12 protein-coding genes and 1 pseudogene are annotated in these 15,381 nt (G+C 70.2%); 6 read left to right on the top strand and 7 right to left on the bottom strand.

All coding sequences use genetic code 11. The annotated features are described in order from the left end of the window. Positions 1-203: 203 nt before the first annotated feature. The 3 genes from KYK13_RS03885 to KYK13_RS03875 all read right to left on the bottom strand — a co-directional run bounded on the left by KYK13_RS03885 (position 204) and on the right by KYK13_RS03875 (position 3,174). Complete coding sequence (locus KYK13_RS03885) at positions 204-986, bottom strand: LytTR family DNA-binding domain-containing protein (protein WP_223642060.1); 783 nt, start codon at positions 984-986, stop codon at positions 204-206. After that, positions 979-2,091 (bottom strand): sensor histidine kinase, encoded by a 1,113-nt coding sequence (locus KYK13_RS03880; RefSeq protein ID WP_223642058.1) that lies wholly within the window; start codon positions 2,089-2,091, stop codon positions 979-981. Before KYK13_RS03880 ends, KYK13_RS03885 begins: the two co-directional genes overlap by 8 nt. 63 nt (positions 2,092-2,154) lie before the next feature. Beyond that, positions 2,155-3,174, bottom strand: a complete 1,020-nt coding sequence (locus KYK13_RS03875; protein ID WP_223642057.1) for a zinc-binding alcohol dehydrogenase family protein — start codon at positions 3,172-3,174, stop codon at positions 2,155-2,157. Between the two features lie 86 nt (positions 3,175-3,260). Here KYK13_RS03875 and KYK13_RS03870 point away from each other — a divergent pair, with 86 nt between their 5' ends. After that, positions 3,261-3,644 (top strand): helix-turn-helix domain-containing protein, encoded by a 384-nt coding sequence (locus tag KYK13_RS03870; protein ID WP_223642056.1) that lies wholly within the window; start codon positions 3,261-3,263, stop codon positions 3,642-3,644. Positions 3,645-3,656: 12 nt separating this feature from the next. Here KYK13_RS03870 and KYK13_RS03865 read toward each other — a convergent pair whose 3' ends face one another. Further along, positions 3,657-4,313, bottom strand: coding sequence for a hemolysin III family protein (locus tag KYK13_RS03865; RefSeq protein WP_223642055.1), 657 nt, complete (start codon positions 4,311-4,313; stop codon positions 3,657-3,659). A gap of 128 nt (positions 4,314-4,441) precedes the next feature. Between KYK13_RS03865 and KYK13_RS03860 the strand changes: the two genes are divergently transcribed. Next, the gene (locus KYK13_RS03860; RefSeq protein WP_223642054.1) at positions 4,442-5,080 is read left to right on the top strand and encodes a TetR/AcrR family transcriptional regulator; all 639 of its coding nucleotides are present in this window, start codon (positions 4,442-4,444) and stop codon (positions 5,078-5,080) included. Between the two features lie 99 nt (positions 5,081-5,179). On the opposite strand, the pseudogene KYK13_RS03855 reads toward KYK13_RS03860, so the two are convergent. Next, positions 5,180-5,341 (bottom strand): annotated as a pseudogene (locus KYK13_RS03855) (acetyl-coenzyme A synthetase N-terminal domain-containing protein); the annotation flags it as partial. Between the two features lie 239 nt (positions 5,342-5,580). Here KYK13_RS03855 and KYK13_RS03850 point away from each other — a divergent pair. Both KYK13_RS03850 and KYK13_RS03845 read left to right on the top strand, forming a co-directional pair. After that, positions 5,581-7,440, top strand: a complete 1,860-nt coding sequence (locus KYK13_RS03850; protein WP_223642053.1) for a hypothetical protein — start codon at positions 5,581-5,583, stop codon at positions 7,438-7,440. Positions 7,441-7,486: 46 nt separating this feature from the next. Further along, positions 7,487-11,008, top strand: a complete 3,522-nt coding sequence (locus tag KYK13_RS03845) for a hypothetical protein (RefSeq protein WP_223642052.1) — start codon at positions 7,487-7,489, stop codon at positions 11,006-11,008. A gap of 60 nt (positions 11,009-11,068) precedes the next feature. On the opposite strand, the gene KYK13_RS03840 is transcribed toward KYK13_RS03845, so the two are convergent. Continuing rightward, complete coding sequence (locus tag KYK13_RS03840; RefSeq protein WP_223642051.1) at positions 11,069-11,263, bottom strand: hypothetical protein; 195 nt, start codon at positions 11,261-11,263, stop codon at positions 11,069-11,071. Positions 11,264-11,511: 248 nt separating this feature from the next. Here KYK13_RS03840 and KYK13_RS03835 point away from each other — a divergent pair, with 248 nt between their 5' ends. Then, positions 11,512-12,876 carry a cytochrome P450 gene (locus tag KYK13_RS03835; protein WP_223642049.1) on the top strand — a complete coding sequence of 455 codons (1,365 nt, stop codon included), beginning with the start codon at positions 11,512-11,514 and terminating at the stop codon, positions 12,874-12,876. 105 nt (positions 12,877-12,981) lie between these two features. Continuing rightward, a complete protein-coding gene (locus KYK13_RS03830) occupies positions 12,982-14,457 on the top strand; it encodes a DUF2252 domain-containing protein (RefSeq protein ID WP_223642047.1) in 1,476 nt (491 codons plus the stop codon). A gap of 15 nt (positions 14,458-14,472) precedes the next feature. On the opposite strand, the gene KYK13_RS03825 is transcribed toward KYK13_RS03830, so the two are convergent. Beyond that, positions 14,473-15,375, bottom strand: coding sequence for a MerR family transcriptional regulator (locus tag KYK13_RS03825; RefSeq protein WP_223642045.1), 903 nt, complete (start codon positions 15,373-15,375; stop codon positions 14,473-14,475). Between the last annotated feature and the right edge of the window lie 6 nt (positions 15,376-15,381).

Raw genomic sequence — 15,381 nt, 5'->3', positions numbered from 1 at the left:
GATGAGAAGCTGAGAACGAGGCCAGGGCCGCCTGCCGGCGGCGCAATCCGAAAACCTGTCCGACAGCAGGACCGGCTCCGAAGACCCGCGGCCCCTGTCGGACAGTCGGACAGGTTTGGAGCACCGTGGAACCTGTCCGACTGTCGGACAGGTTTTGGATGACCGGGCCCGGCGGGCGGTGGGGGCCGGGCTGACGGGCTGCGTCAGCGGGCTCGGCCCAGACGCCGCTCCAGGTGCTCGCGGCGGCTGCGGCTCACTCGCAGGCGCTGGCCGCTTCGCAGCACCACCACCTGCTCCGTGGGCGAGGGCCGGTGCACTTCTTGAATGCACGCCACGTTGACGATGGCGGAGCGGTGGATGCGCACGAAGCGCTCCGGGTCCAGCCGCGCCTCCAGCGCTGCCAGGCTCTCTCGCAACACGTGGGCCTTGCCGTCCGCGTGCAACGTGACGCAGTAGTCGTCCGCCTCAACCCATTCAATGTCGGCGACAGGGACGAGCACGGAGCGCAGGCCCACGCGCACCAGCAGCCGGTCCGCCGGCGGCTCGACGGGACGGGGCGTGGGGCCCGCGTCCGCCAGCAGGTCCGCGAGCCGCCGCCCCAGTTCCGCGGCCTCTCCAGCGCGCAGCCGCTGCCGCGCCCGGGCCAGCGCCTCGTCGAAGCGCGCGTCATCGAAGGGCTTCACCAGATAGTCCACCGCGTGCACGTCGAAGGCCTTCACGGCGAAGGTGTCGAACGCGGTGACGAAGATGACCGCGGGCATGTGCTCCACGCCCAGCTCACGCAGCACTCCGAAGCCGTCCAGCTCCGGCATCTGCACGTCGAGCAGCACCAGGTGGGGACGCTGGGCGCGGATGGCCTCCACCGCCTCGCGGCCGTCGCGGCACTCGCCGCACACCCCTGCGTCCGGATGGCGCGCCAGGGCCTGCCGCAATCCCTTGCGAGCCAGCGGCTCGTCATCCACCAGCAGCACCCGCAGCTCAGCCATGCGCCACTCCGGCGGTATCGGGCGTCGAGCGCCACGGCAGCAGGACCGTGGCCACGGTGCCCTGCCCCTCCGCGTTGGCGATCCCCAGCCTCCCTGCTTCGCCGTAGAGCTGTGAGAGGCGCGCCCGCGTGTTCGACAGGCCGATGCCCTTCGCTGCTTCGAGCTCGAAGTCCCGGGGCAGCCCCGGACCGTCGTCTTGCACGGTCAGCTCCAGCGCGTCGCCGCGCCGCCTCGCGCCGATGCGCAACACCCCGGACGCGGTGCGCATGCCGATGCCGTGCCGGAGCGCGTTCTCCGCGAGCGGCTGGAGCACCAGGTGCGGCACCCGTGCGTCCAGTGCGTCCGGCTCCATGTTCCACTCCACTCGCAACCGGTCCGCGAAGCGCAGCTGCTGGAGCTCCAGGTAGCGCGACAGCACGGCCACCTCGTCGCGCAGGGACACCTCCTGGGTGGCTCCCTTCTGGAGCAACTGCCGGAGCAGGTCGCTCAGCAACACGAGCATGCGCGCGGCCTCGTCCGTCTCCCGCTCGCGCACCAGCACCACGATGGCGTTGAGCGTGTTGAAGAGGAAGTGCGGCTGCAATTGCGTCTGGAGCGCGAGCAGCCGGGACTCGGCCAACTGCACCGCGAGCACCGCGGCCTGGCGCTCGCTGTCCCTCGCCCGCTGTGACGCCCGGGTGGCGGAGGCCACCGCCAACACCGTCGCGTAGGCCATGCCCATCATCGGCAACCAACCCCACCAGGCTCTCAGCCACCTCGCGGCCCAGGGAGCATCCCTCCCGGGCATGAAGTGCCCCGTCGCCATCGCGTACACCGCGGCGAACAGCGCGCCCATGCCCAGACATGCCGTCAGGTGGATGAGGACCGGGCGCGGCCTTGGAGGACTCAGGGGTTCGCGCGCCGCGAGCCGGGTGAGCCACGGCGTGAGGGGCAGCCACACGTACCAGGCGGGCATCTGCGCGGCGAGCACCCGCCACAGCACGGGCGCCCCGGGCATGTCCCGGCTGAACGTGTAGGTCTCCAGCGCGGAGAAGAGCGCGGGCGCGGACCACGCGGCGGCACGCTTCGCCCAGGCTCGCCACGCGTGTCCGGTTGTGTCTTCCATGAAGCCCACGAGGACCGGGAGTCTACTGGCGCGCTCGGCGGACTTCACGGCCTCCGGGGAGGCTCAGGCAAAGCCGCTCAGGACGATCTTGCCCAGCGTGCGGCCCGTCTCCACCGCCGCGTGCGCGCGCCGGAGGTTCGCGGCGGTGAGCGGCCCGAAGTCCTGCGTCATCGTGGTCCGCAGCGTGCCGCCCTCCACCAGGTCCGCCACCGCGTCGAGCAGCCGCTGCTGGGAGAGCGGATCCGCGTCGTAGAGCGCCCGGGTGAACATCAGCTCCCAGTGCAGCGCCAGGCTCTTGCGCTTCATCGCGGTCACGTCGAGCGGCGTCTGTGGGTCGTCGATGATGCCCATGTGCCCGAAGGGCTCCATCAGCTCCACCAGCTGCGGGAAGTGCTGCTCCGTCGCGGTGAGCGCCATCACGTAGCGCACGCCGCCCGGCACCAGCGCCTTCACCTGCCCGGCCAGGGGCTGGCGGTGGTCCACCACGTGGTGCGCGCCCAATGACCTGCACCACTCCACCGTCTCCGGCCGCGACGCCGTGGCGATGACCGTGAGGTCCGTCAGCTTGCTCGCAAGCTGGATGGCCATGGAGCCCACGCCACCCGCGCCGCCCACCACGAGCAGCGCGTCCTTCCGGGTGCCCGTCTTGTGCTGGGGCACGCCCAGGCGCTCGAACAGCAGCTCCCACGCGGTGATGGAGGTGAGCGGCATCGCGGCCGCCTGGGCGAAGGTCAGCCCCCTCGGCTTGCGGCCGACGATGCGCGCGTCCACGACGTGCAGCTCGGAGTTCGTCCCGGGCTTCGCGATGGACCCCGCGTAGAACACTTCATCCCCGGGACGGAAGCGCTTCACGTCCTTCCCCACCGCCTCCACCACGCCGGCCGCGTCCCAGCCGAGCACCCGGGGAGAGGACTCCACCGTGTCCTTGGGCGCTCGCACCTTCACGTCCACGGGGTTCACGGACACGGCGTGCACGCGCACCAGGAGGTCACCAGGGCCGGGCGTGGGGTCCGGCAGCCGCACGTCCGCGAAGGCTTCGGGATGATCACTGGGCAGATACTTCGTGAGGGCGACAGCTCGCATGGGGGCTCCTTTGCGTGCAACATCGTCCCGAAGGTTGAATCGGACAAGTACGCAGGATTTCCGCCCATACGTACGAAAAGGGAACCATGGCCCGGCACAAGACGTATGACTGCTCCGCTGGCTGTCCGGTGTCCGCGACGCTGGATGTGATTGGCGGCAAGTGGAAGGGGCTCATCCTCTACCACCTGCTCGAGGGCACGCTGCGCTTCGGGGAGCTGCGCAAGCACATCCCGGACGTCACGCAGCGGATGCTGACGCAGCACCTGCGCGAGCTGGAGCAGAGCGGGCTCGTGCACCGGCAGGTGTACGCGGAGGTGCCCCCGCGCGTCGAATACAGCCTCACGCCGCGAGGACAGACGCTGCGCGGCGTGATTGCCGCGCTCAAGTCCTGGGGAGAGACCTACCTGGGCCGGCAGGCCCCGGAGCCCGCCTCGCCCCCGAAGCGCCGGATCGCCGTCGCGGGACGCTGAGAGAGCAGCGTCCTACCCCGCCGCGCGCACCATGCGCAGCACCAGCGCGAAGTGCAGCCCCGCGCCCACCAGCGTCATCGCGTGGAACACCTCGTGATAGCCGAAGACGCCGGGCCGGGGGTTGGGGCGCTTGAAGGCATACGCGAGCGCCCCCAGCGTGTACGCCAGCCCGCCAGCGATGATGAGCAGGCTCGCGCCCGGCCCCACCGCGCGGAAGACTTCGCCGAAGTACGGCATCATCGTCCACCCCACCGCGATGGCCAGCGCCGCCGTCACCCACTTGGGCGCATCCACCCAGAACAGCGACTGCAGGATGCCCAGCAGCGCCCCCGCGTAGAGCCACGCCATCAACGGGTTGCCCACGGCGGGCGGCAGCCCCAGCAGGATGACCGGCGTGTACGTGCCCGCGATGAGCAGGAAGATGGCCGCGTGGTCCGCCCGGCGCATCCACGCGCGGGCCCTCGGCGACCAGTTCACCCGGTGGTACGTCGCGCTGATGGTGAACAGCCCCACCAGGCTCAACGCGTACAGCGCGGACGCCAGCGCCGCGCGAGGCGTGGGCGCCATCGCCACCAGCACCACGCCCGCCCCCACCGCGAACGCCGCCGCCCACTGGTGCAGCACGCCCCGCAGCTTCGGCTTCACCGTGCCCGGCACCACCGCGCTCATCCGTGCCCCACGGTGGACTCGACACCTCTTGAAACGAAGCATTTCATGACGGCGTCGGCTCCAGATTCCACCTACGGGACAGTAGGTTTCGTTCAGGTAAGTTACTGTTGGGTAGGTTCGAGGTCAACTTGAGGAAGAAACAGCGGCTCACGGGCGCGGAGCGCCGGGTCCAGTTGATGGAGATTGGCCGGGCGGTCTTCGCCTCGAAGGGCTACGAGGCGACGTCCATCGAGGAGGTGGCCCAGCGGGCGGGCGTGTCCAAGCCCATCGTCTACGAGCACTTCGGCGCGAAGGAGGGGCTGTACGCGGCCATCGTGGAGCGGGAGATGGACGACCTGGTGGCGCGCGTGACCGCGAGCATCTCGCAGGGCACGCCCCGTCAGCGCTTCGAGGACGCGGTGCTGGCCTTCATGGCCTACGTGAAGGACGAGCCTGCGGGCTTCGCGGTGCTGACGCGGGACTCCCCCACGGCGGCGACGCGGCGCGGGCTGACGCGCGTCATCGACGATCTGGCCCAGCGCGTGGGCGACGTCTTCCGCAGCGAGTTCGAGCGCGCCGGCTACCCGTCCAAGGTGGCGCCCATCTACGCCAACGCGCTCCTGGGCATGGTGACGCAGGTGGGCCACTGGTGGGCCGCGGAGGGCAAGTCCTTCTCCACGGAGAACGTGGCCCGTCACGTCGCGGCGCTCGGGTGGATGGGGCTGAGGCACCTGCCCAAGGACCCGTCCCCTGCCGGCGCGAAGCGCGAAACGAAGCGCAAGGGCTGAGGGGCTACCCCATCGGAGGCCGCGCCTTCGCTGATCCGTCTCGGTGGACTCGAAGACGAGCGCCGGCGGGTCCGCGCGGGGATCCACCGCGTTGTGGCACAGGTGGGTGCGCCCTCCGACGAACCCGCGCGCGAAGGGCGGACGCGAGGCGTCCAGCACCGCGTCGGAGGGCCGCTCCCAGGCGATGAGCCGGCCCTGCTCCGCCCAGAACGCCGCTGGCGCTTCGATGGAGCGGCGGTAGAAGTCCAGAGAGCTGCCCATGGAGCGGCGCCAGTCGCTGGCCATCACCCGCAGGCAACTCCGGCCGGTGCTCGGCGACGAGCGCCAGCGCGCGAAGCAACGCGCGTGCGTTCGTACAGCACGCAGCGCCAGGCGTGTACATGGGGCATGGATGTGATCACGCGAGGTTGCGACTGGTCCCGGCCTTGCACCTGGAGGGGAGGTGCCCGTGAAACAGGTTGTGTTTCACGGCGCATGCCCCTCACGCGCCAGGTCCTGTCATGACGCTCTCCACGACCCTCACCCTCCAGAACAACTCCGGCTGCCCCATCGATAACCGAGGAGGGCCTGACTACAAGGATGGCTCGCTCAGTGGCAGCGCGCCCGCCAGCAGCATCGCCGCGGGCTCCAGCACGACCTTCAAGGTCCAGCAGAACAACTCCCTCTCCCCGGGTCCTGAGGGCACGGTGACGTACAAGCTGGAGACGGGCAACGAGCAGGTGCCCCTCTCGTTCTACTGGAACTACTCCAGCGGTCCGTCCCACCCGGAGTCCTATACCGCGACCACGGACAGCAGCCTCGCGCCGGTGGTCATCACCCAGACGGACAAGAGCGGCGACAACCACGCGACCACCTACCGGGTGGACTTCAAGCCTCGCGCGCCCCATGAGTGGGACCTGGTGTGGGCGCTGTCGGTGGGGCTCATCAACAAGCAACTGCACGCCCTGCGCTACTACCAGCTCATCCCAGCCTCCTTCACGCAGGCCGCCAGCGGGGGCGCGCAGCTCACCGTGACGGCCATGGGCGACCCGACCGTGTCGGTCCCCGACGACCAGACGACCCACCTGGACGTGCACCTGCCCTTCACCACCGCGACCCTCCAGTACGTGGAGTCCGGCGCGACGAAGACGCAGGACCTGTCGGGCACGACGGTCATCGTGTCCCTGGACCTGTCACAGGCGCAGGTCACGGACCCGAACGCGCTGGCGGCCACGTCGGAGGCAAAGCAGCACATCCAGGGCCTCCAGTCGCTCAACTACTCCGTCTACCGCCTCTTCCTGGACCTGGCCCAGCCGTCGCTGTTCCGAGCGCTCCAGGTGGTGAACGCGAGCAACCAGCCCGTGACGCTCAGCCAGGCCGCACAGAGCGCGCTCCAGGCCACGCTGGCCGGCGTGGGCCACATGGACGTGGCGTACACGACGCAGGCTCCGGGCAGCCCCGCGAGCATCGTCCCCACGTTCGCGAAGGAGCGCACGACCCGCTACAGCACCAACGGGAACTTCAGCACGCTCAACGTGTGCATGATGAGCCGGGGCCGGAAGGAGCCCGCGTGGGCGGCGCGCTTCGGCTTCACCGCGCCGCTGGCCGCCACCACCAACCCGGACGGCACCCCGGCGGAGGCCCGCGCGCGGCTGTTCCTCAGCCAGGACACATTGGGCGAGGGCTACCTGAAGCCGACGGTGCTGCCGGCCATCCTCGCGGCCTCCGGCATCCCGGGCACCATCTCGCGGCTGGCGCCGTTGACGTACCAGTGCGTCGGCACGCGGGACAACGCCAGCAAGAACGAGGGACGCGGCGAGTTCGTCCAGGTGAACAACGGCTTCGACCAGTACGTGGCCGGCACCGAGGGCATCTTCTTCACCGTCCAGCCCAACCTCACCCAGACCGACCGCTGCACGCTGTCGCTGACGGGCCAGTTCCAGGTGGACATCGAGGTCAGCCAGTATCCGCTCGACTTCATCGGCCTGGGCATGAAGGACGTCCTGGGCCGGGCCACCTACGTGCAGCCCTGGACAGGCACCCTCACCCTCGCGGCCGGTGACGGCGGCAAGCTGGTGACGTCCGTGAGCATCGTGCTGGGCAAGGCGCCCGCTCCGGACGTGGACAAGACCCTGGATGGCTGGGTCTTCAACGCATTGGACAAGCTGCTCAACTGGTCCTCCACGTCGCCACAGGACGAAATCACGCAGCAGGCGCAGACCTTCGCCAACGACCTGGCCTCCACCTTCCGCGACAACGCCTCCATGTCGCTGGATGTCGAGGACTGCGTCGTGCTGCCCACGGGCGCCGCGCGCTCCTACAGCCAGTTCGTCTTCAACACGGAAGGCGCCGTCCAGGTGGACGTGTCCTTCCCTGGCTGAAGAAGCGGCAATCCCTCTCATCCCATCGACATCTCGAGGAACCTCCATGTCTGAGACTCCCCAGACGGGCTCGGCGTCCGTCTCCTCCAGCCTGATGTACAACTACCTGGCCGCGACCTCCGTGGACGCGGCGTACCCGCTCGCCTCCGCGGAGGACACCGGCGGCTCCCCGCTGCTGTTCAGTGTGGGCGCGTCCGCCGCGAACACCGCGCGCAAGACGCTGTGGGTGATGTTGCGCGACACCACCGTGACGACCGGCTGGCGCCAGGTCGAGCTCAGCCCGGACGCGAACCACGACGTGCAGGGCTACGCGGTGGTCCAGGCGCCCTCGGGCCAGGTCGTCGTGGCGGTGGCCGTGGATGACGGCGCGGGCGGCAGCCGCGTGTTCGTCTCTCCCGCCCTCACGCCCACGCCGGACGGCGCGCCGTGGAACACGCTCGACGCCGCGTGGGTCCAGCGCAACGGCGCCCCCGCGGGCATGCCCGTGCAGCGGCTCCTGCTGGGTGACTTCGTCAGCGCCAGCGAGGCGCCGCTGCTGGTGGCGGAGGTGAAGAACACGAACGGCACCACCGGCCGCTACTTCGTGGACGCGTCCACGAGCAATACGGCCAGCGCGTGGGTGAACTGGGCGCCGCCCAAGGACATGCGGACGCTGCACGACGTGGTGGTGGCCCGGGCCTCCATCACCGGCATCTCCTACCGGGGCACCTGGTCGCTGTTCGACGACAACACCGGCAAGCGCTGCCTCACCTTCACCAGCCTCCTGGACCCGTCCACCAACACCACGCACACGCTGTCGGTGACGGCGCCGTCGGGCGCGCGCCGCCTGTGGGCGCTGGAGGACCGCCAGAACCAGGGGCTGAGCGCGCTGTACGTGGGCGGTGACGGGCTGTCGTGGTTCCCCTCCACGGGGTTGAAGAACGCCAAGAGCACCGCGCTGACCCTCGCGTCACCGGACGTGTTGTCCGGCGTGACGTCCGTGCTGGCGCAGCAGGACTCGAAGCGCGTCAGCGTCTGGGCGGTGGATGGCAGCCAGCGGCTGTTCTCCCTGAACAACGCGGTGGGTGCCACCGACGGCTGGTCGGCGCCGCTCCAGCAGCGCGAGCACGTGGCCCAACTGGCCCCGCGCCGCAACCAGAAGCGCTCCACGGGCGAGCTGTTCGTCACGTCCTCGAACAACAGCCTCATCACGTACCTGTGGCAGGACCCGGACACCACCGCCTGGCAGAACACGGACATGGTGTTGCCCACCCTGGCCAACGGGCAGGAGTTCGCCAGCTACACCACGGTGGTGCGCTTCACCAACGCGCAGGGCGCACCCCTGGTGGGCCAGCCCGTCCAGGTGAACGCCTCCGAGTGGTCCCGCGTGATGGTGAACGGCTACTGGACGGACCTGGACCCCAGCACCCGCGTGGAGGTGAAGACGGACGCCAGCGGCACGGTGACGCTCATCAACAAGGTGTCCGACGTGGGCACGCCCGTGTTCCGCTTCAGCGCGGCGTTCCTCGCCCAGGACGTGACGGCGGACCCCAGCGCGGAGCTGCGCGCGAACCTGGCCGCGAAGCTGAAGGGCCAGGACCTGTCCCAGTGGAAGAAGCCGGACGGAACGCCCGTGGTGCCCCCTGGCGCCGACCCTGACCTGGTGGCGCAGGTGCAGGCGTCGCTCCAGCAGCTGATGGACACCATGGACAGCCTGCCCGCGGACGGCTCGGCGGCGCCTCTGGAGCCGGCGACACCGACGATGGCGCCCACGGCGATGGCCAGGACCCAGACGTCCTTCAAGGTGCTGGGCACCGTGACGGACGCCATCGAGACGGCCGCGGGCGACGTGCTCCAGGCGCTCGAGAGCGCGGCGGGCGCCGTCTACGAATACATCATCCAGCCCATCGTCAGCGGCACGAAGACGCTGCTCCAGTTCTTCGTGAAGATTGGCGAGCAGGTGGTGACGTTCGTCGTGCGAACCATCAAGGAAGCCCTCCAGCTCATCAGCTGGCTGTTCCAGCAGCTGGCGGTGCTGATTGACGACATCATCGCGTTCCTGGGCTTCCTGTTCGCGTGGGACGACATCCTGGCCACCCAGCGCGCTTTGGAAGCGATGACCCAGGATGCGCTCCTGGCGCTCGCGAGCAAGCTGACGGGGTCGGAGGCCACCATCACCGCCTTCTTCGACGCGGTCATCGGCCAGTTCGACAGCCTCTGCGACTCCGCCCTGGGCCTCCAGGACGTGAGCACGCAGCAGGTGACGGCCCAGACGCAGGCCTCTGCGACACCCGAGCAGCAGTCCGCGCTCGACTGCCTCAACACCAGCCCGGGCGCGACCTTCTCCACCTACCAGATGTCCCACGGCGGCATCGGCCAGAGCACTTCGGACGCGCCGGACAACCCGGTGAGGGAGGCCATCAGCGACTTCGTCCAGACCGTGGAGGACATCCTGTCGGACGTCGCGACGAGCGTGAAGGAGCTGCTCCAGGGCGTCCAGACGCTCGCGCAGCAGGGCAACCTCAGCCTGCACGCCATCGTGAAGCTGATCGCCGGCGAGGCGGGCAAGGCGCTGCTGAGTGCCATGCGAGACCTGGTGCTGGGCCTCTGCGAAGTCGTGGAGGACCTGACCCAGGCCATCATCCAGGACGTGCTGCTGCGGCCATTCAACATCCCGGTCATCACGTGGCTCTACAAGAAGCTCACGGGTGAAGAGCAGCTGACCATGCTGAGCGCCCTCAGCCTGCTCACGGCCATCCCGCTGACGATTGTCTACAAGCTGCTCACGGGCGAGGCCCCCGTCTCCAGCCAGGTGGAGGCCCAGGGGAAGCAGAGCACGCTCCAGCCGGCACGGATGCCCTGGCGGGCGCAGCCGGCCCTGGAGCTGGCCGCGAAGACGACCGGCCTGGCCCCCAAGGCCTGCGCCTACACCATCCTGGGAGGTGGCGCGGCGGAGCTCGCCTCACTCCTCTATTCCCTCCTCCTAGAGGGCTCGGCGCTGCTCAGCATCGCGAAGATCGAAGGCCCGCTCGCGAAGGTCATCACCACCCTCCAGGCCGTCGCGACCGCGACGAGCGTCGCGGGCACCTTCCCCACCGACGACAGCCCCGCCCAGTGGACGGTGGACGTCATCCTCTGGTGCGTCACCGCCGTGGAGGCCATGACCTCCGGCTGCGTGGCCTACCTGGGCTGGCGGCCTCCGAGCGGAGAGGACACGAAGCTCGCCGCGAAGGTCCTGGAGGAGGTGGACGCGGGCCTGCTCGGGGTCATTGGCGTCGGTGGGCTCATCCTCTCCGTCGTGAGCTACGTGCTGGAGATGCTCGCCCTGGCGGGGGACGACCCGGTGTCCAACTCCCATGGTTTCGCCACGGACACGGAGAAGCTGGGGGCCAACATGCTGCGCTACTCGGGGACGGCGCTCGAGGGCCTGGGAGGCTTCACCCCCTCACCGGGCAAGGAGGAGATCCTCTTCACCGCCTTCATGTTCGAGTTCGGCGCAGTGGGCCTGGACGTCGTGCGGTGGGTGGAGGCCGTCGTCTACAACCGCGATGAGAACAACACCGACAGGAAGTGCTTCCATCCCCGCTGAGCCACACGCCCCCGCCCCCGGCACGCGTCCGGGGGACGGGAGGTGCTTCACGCGGATGGCTCAGCGCGCCTGGGCGGCGGTGGCCTGGGAGGTGGCCTCGTTCACGAGGGTGTAGCTGCCGGCGGAGCCCTTCACGTCGATGCCGGAGAAGTGGCGGTAGGGATAGGCGCCGTCGCCGATCTGCTCCACCAGCTCCAGGGTGTCACCGGTGAGCTGCTGGCCATCCACCACGTGTCTCACCCAGAGGTGAAACACCGCACGCGAGACCTCCGCCCCGCGAGCGGTGGCGGCCGTCCCCGCACCCTCCGAGCCAGCAACATGCGAAAACAAGTCTCCCGGATTCCGATGGAAGCCCTGCTGATGCGGCGAGCCGCTGTAGCCCCCGTGTCACACGCCTCCCGGGGCTTGTAGCGGGAGGCGTCACGGTGGGGCGTCCATCGAACGGGCTCGGATACACTCGCGCGCTCGGGGAGGTCCTTCGCGCCCCGTCCAGGAGCCGCCGCATGCACCCCGCCGCTTCCGACTCCGCGGTCCTTCCTCCCCGGCTTGCCGCGGGGCTGCCGTGGGTGGGCCTGGGGCTGGAGTACCGGAAGGATCCGCTGGGCTTCTTCCTGCGCTACGCGGACCAGGGCGCGGTGGTGCGGACCCGCTTCGTGGGGACGGACATCTACCTGCTCAACACGTCGGAGGGCATCGAGCACGTGTTGGTGAAGAACTTCCGCAACTACCCGAAGGACGCCTTCCAGAAGCGCGCCCTGGAGGCGGTGGTGGGCCGCGGCCTGTTCACCAGCCACGGTGACTTCTGGATGCGGCGGCGGCGGATGATGCAGCCTGCCTTCCACAAGAACCTGCTGGCCTCGCACGGGAGCGTGGCGGTGAGGGCCGCGAACACCTGGATGGCATCGCGACGGGAGGGAGAGCCCTTCGACGCCTATGCGGAGATGATGGCGTTGACCCTGGACGTGGTGGCGGAGACGCTCTTCGGCGCGAACCTCTCCGCGCGGGCGCGGGAGCTGGGACGGGCCATGGAGTCGGTGATGCTGCATGCCCAGTTCCTCTTCGACACCCCCATCCCGCTGCCCGCCTGGGTGCCCACGCCAGGACAGCGGCGGTTCCGCGCCGCCCTGCGCACCCTGCACGCCGTCGTGGACGACGTGGTGGAGCGCCGGAGGAGGCAGGGGAGCCCCGGCGAGGACCTGCTGGGCCTGCTGCTGGAGGCGCAGGCCGAGGACGGCGAGCACCTGACGGACGCGCAGCTGCGCGATGAATGTCTGACCTTGATGATCGCCGGGCACGAGACGACCGCCGTCGCGCTGACGCTCTGTCTGTGGTTGCTGGCGCGCCACCCGGAGGCGGAGGCCGCGCTGCGGCGGGAGCTGGCCACGGTGCTGGGAGGCCGCGAGCCCACGGTGGAGGACCTGCCGTCGCTGCCGTACTGCGAGCAGGTGGTGAAGGAGTCGCTGCGTTTGTATCCGCCCGCGTGGGGCATGAGCCGGGTGGCGGAGGCGGACGACCGCATGGACGGCATCCGCGTCCCCGCCGGGACGGTGGTCGCGTGGTCCCAGTGGGCGCTGCACCGGAACGCGCGCCACTTCCCGGAGCCGGAGGCCTTCCGTCCCGAGCGCTGGGCGGACGGGCTGGAGCGGCGCATCCCGCGCTTCGCTTACTGTCCCTTTGGAGGAGGGCCCCGGCTCTGCATCGGCGCGGGGTCGGCGATGATGGTGATCCGCCTGGTGCTGGCCTCGGTGCTCCAGCGCCTGCATTTCGACGCCGCGCCAGGACCGGCGCCGGAGGTCATCCCCGCCATCACCCTGCGTCCCAAGGGCGGCATCCGGCTCACGCCACGGAAGGCGTCCCTCCAGGAGTGAACACTGCATCCGCCCATGCTCCCAGGAGCGGAGGGTTCGCCGGCGCCGGACGCTTCCGGTTTCCCGGGAGGCGCCCCACCTTTGAGGTGAGGAGTCACACACCCCATGGACGCGGAAGGCACATCCGAGCTGGGAGCCGCGAAGGTTCCCCTCGTATCCACCGAACAGCAGCAGCGCACGCGGCGATCCCCCCGGAGGCTGAAACCCTCGCGGCTCCAGGCCGTGGACTTCCGCTCCGTGGAGGAGCGCATGGAGGCCGGCCGCGCCCTGCGCAAGCGCTGTCCCCGAAGCAGCCACGCCACGTGGAAGCCCTTCCGGGGACGCGACCCGCTCGCGCAGCTCCAGGAGTCCAACGCCACGCGGCTGCCGTGGCTGGTGCCCGTGCGCCATGAGCGCATGTCCGAGTCGCCGTTCGCCTTCCTGCGCGGCACGCCCTTCGCCATGGCGCGCGACCTGGCCCACACGCCCCACAGCGGCCTGCGCAGTCAGATTTGCGGCGACGCGCACCTGTCCAACTTCGGCCTGTTCGGCACGCCCGAGCGCAACCTCATCTTCGACCTCAACGACTTCGACGAGACGCTGCCCGGCCCCTTCGAATGGGACGTGAAGCGGCTGGCCGCGAGCTTCGTCGTGGCCGCGAAGCAGAACGGCCTGGGCGGGCGCTGCGGGAGGAAGGCCGCGCGCAAGGCCGTGGAGTCCTACCGGCTCACGATGCGCGAGTTGACGACCCGCGGCCTGCTGGAGGTCTGGTCGCTCCACGTGGACGCGCAGGAGCTGAAGAACTCCGAGTCCGTCGGCACCGCGAAGCTCGCCGCGGAGGCGGTGGAGAAGGCCAGGCGCCACACCAGCGCGCACGCGGTGGAGAAGCTCACCGTGGAGCGCAACGGCCAGCGGCACCTGGCCTACCAGCCGCCGCTGCTCTTCCCGCTCTCCGCGGTGAAGATGGACGTGTCACCGTCGGAGCTGGAGCGGCGCATCAAGCGGCTCACGGTGGGCTACCTCGCGTCGCTGGACGGCGCGGTGCGCGACCTGTGCCTGCGCTACCGGCGCAAGGAGTGGGGCTTCAAGGTCGTGGGCGTGGGCAGCGTGGGCCTGCAGGCCTACGTCGTGCTGTGCGAAGGCAACGGCGGGGAGGACCCGCTGGTGCTGCAGCTCAAGGAGGCGAAGGCCTCCGTGCTGGAGCCCTACCTGGGCCCCAGCGAGTTCCAGAGCGCGGGCGAGCGCGTCGTGGTGGGCCAGCGGCGCATGCAGGCCTTCTCCGACCTGTTCCTCGGGTGGACGGAAGTGGAGGGCATGGGCGCGTTCTACGTGCGCCAGCTGCGCGACATGAAGGGGGCGCTGGACGCGGAGAAGATGGATGGGCCGGTGTTCCTGGACTACGCGGACGCGTGCGGGGCCACGCTGGCCCGCGCCCATGCGCGCACGGGCGACGCCGCGCTCATCGCGGGATACCTGGGCAACAACAGCCACTTCGATGACGCCATCGCGGAGTTCGCCTGCGCGTACTCAGAGCAGGTGGACTCGGACTACGGGCAATTCATCGACGCGCAGGCGAAGGCGCTGGAGGCGCTGACGCACTGATTGGCACGGCGGACGTCAGCCCGCCATCCGCGCCCAGTCGTCCTCGCGGGTGAAGAGCCTCACGCCCAGGCGCTCGCACACGTCCGCGTGCGCCTGGGCGGCGGGCCCCCCCACCCAGAGGGGCAGGCCCCCGGGCAGCGCATCCTGGGTGCGCCTGAGGACGTCCTCGAACACCGCGGCGCCCCGGTTGGTCACCGCCGACAGGCCCACCACGTCTGGCCGTGACCGCGCCACCGTCTCGCCCAGCCCCTCCGCCGGCACGCGCTGCCCCAGCAGCGTCACGCGCAGGCCCGCGTACCGCAGCCGCAGCGCCGCGCCCAGCAGGCCGAGTTCGTGCTCCTCCTCCGGGAAGCACGCGAGCACCGCGTGCCTGCGTCCTCCCCGCGGCGAGCCGTGCAGCAGGCTCACCAGCCGCTCGCGCACCACCTGCGTCACCAGGTGCTCCTGCGCCACCGTGAGGGCCCCCGCGTGCCACCGCTCGCCCACCTCGCGCTGCACCGGCACCAGCACGTCCTCGAAGGCCCTCAAGGGCGGCAGCGAAGCCAGCACTTCATCCAGGACGCGCACGACGCGAGGCTGGTCATACGCCTCGGCCGCGGCCATCACCGCCGCGCGCCAGGCCTCCAGCTGCGACCCGGTCCGCGCCTCGGGGCTCTTGACGGTGGGCGGAGGCGCCACCTCCAGTTCGGCGCGCAGCTGGGGCAAGAGCTTCGCCGCCTCGCTGATGGACACGCCCTCGTCCGTGAGCGCCTTGAGCCGCTTGAGCAGGGCCACGTCGCGGTCGGTGTAGACGCGGTAGCCCGCGGGCGTGCGCTCCGGCGCGAGCACCCCGTAGCGGCGCTCCCAGGCCCGGATGAGCTCCACGCGGACCCCTGACAGCTCCGCGGCGATGTGGATGCGATAGGTGCGCTCAGCCATGGTGTG

Origin of the sequence: Corallococcus sp. EGB (assembly GCF_019968905.1) — a bacterium.
Classification (GTDB): domain Bacteria; phylum Myxococcota; class Myxococcia; order Myxococcales; family Myxococcaceae; genus Corallococcus.
The sequence above is the reverse complement of the archived record's forward strand: the minus strand, read 5'-3'. Positions and strand labels throughout refer to the sequence as shown.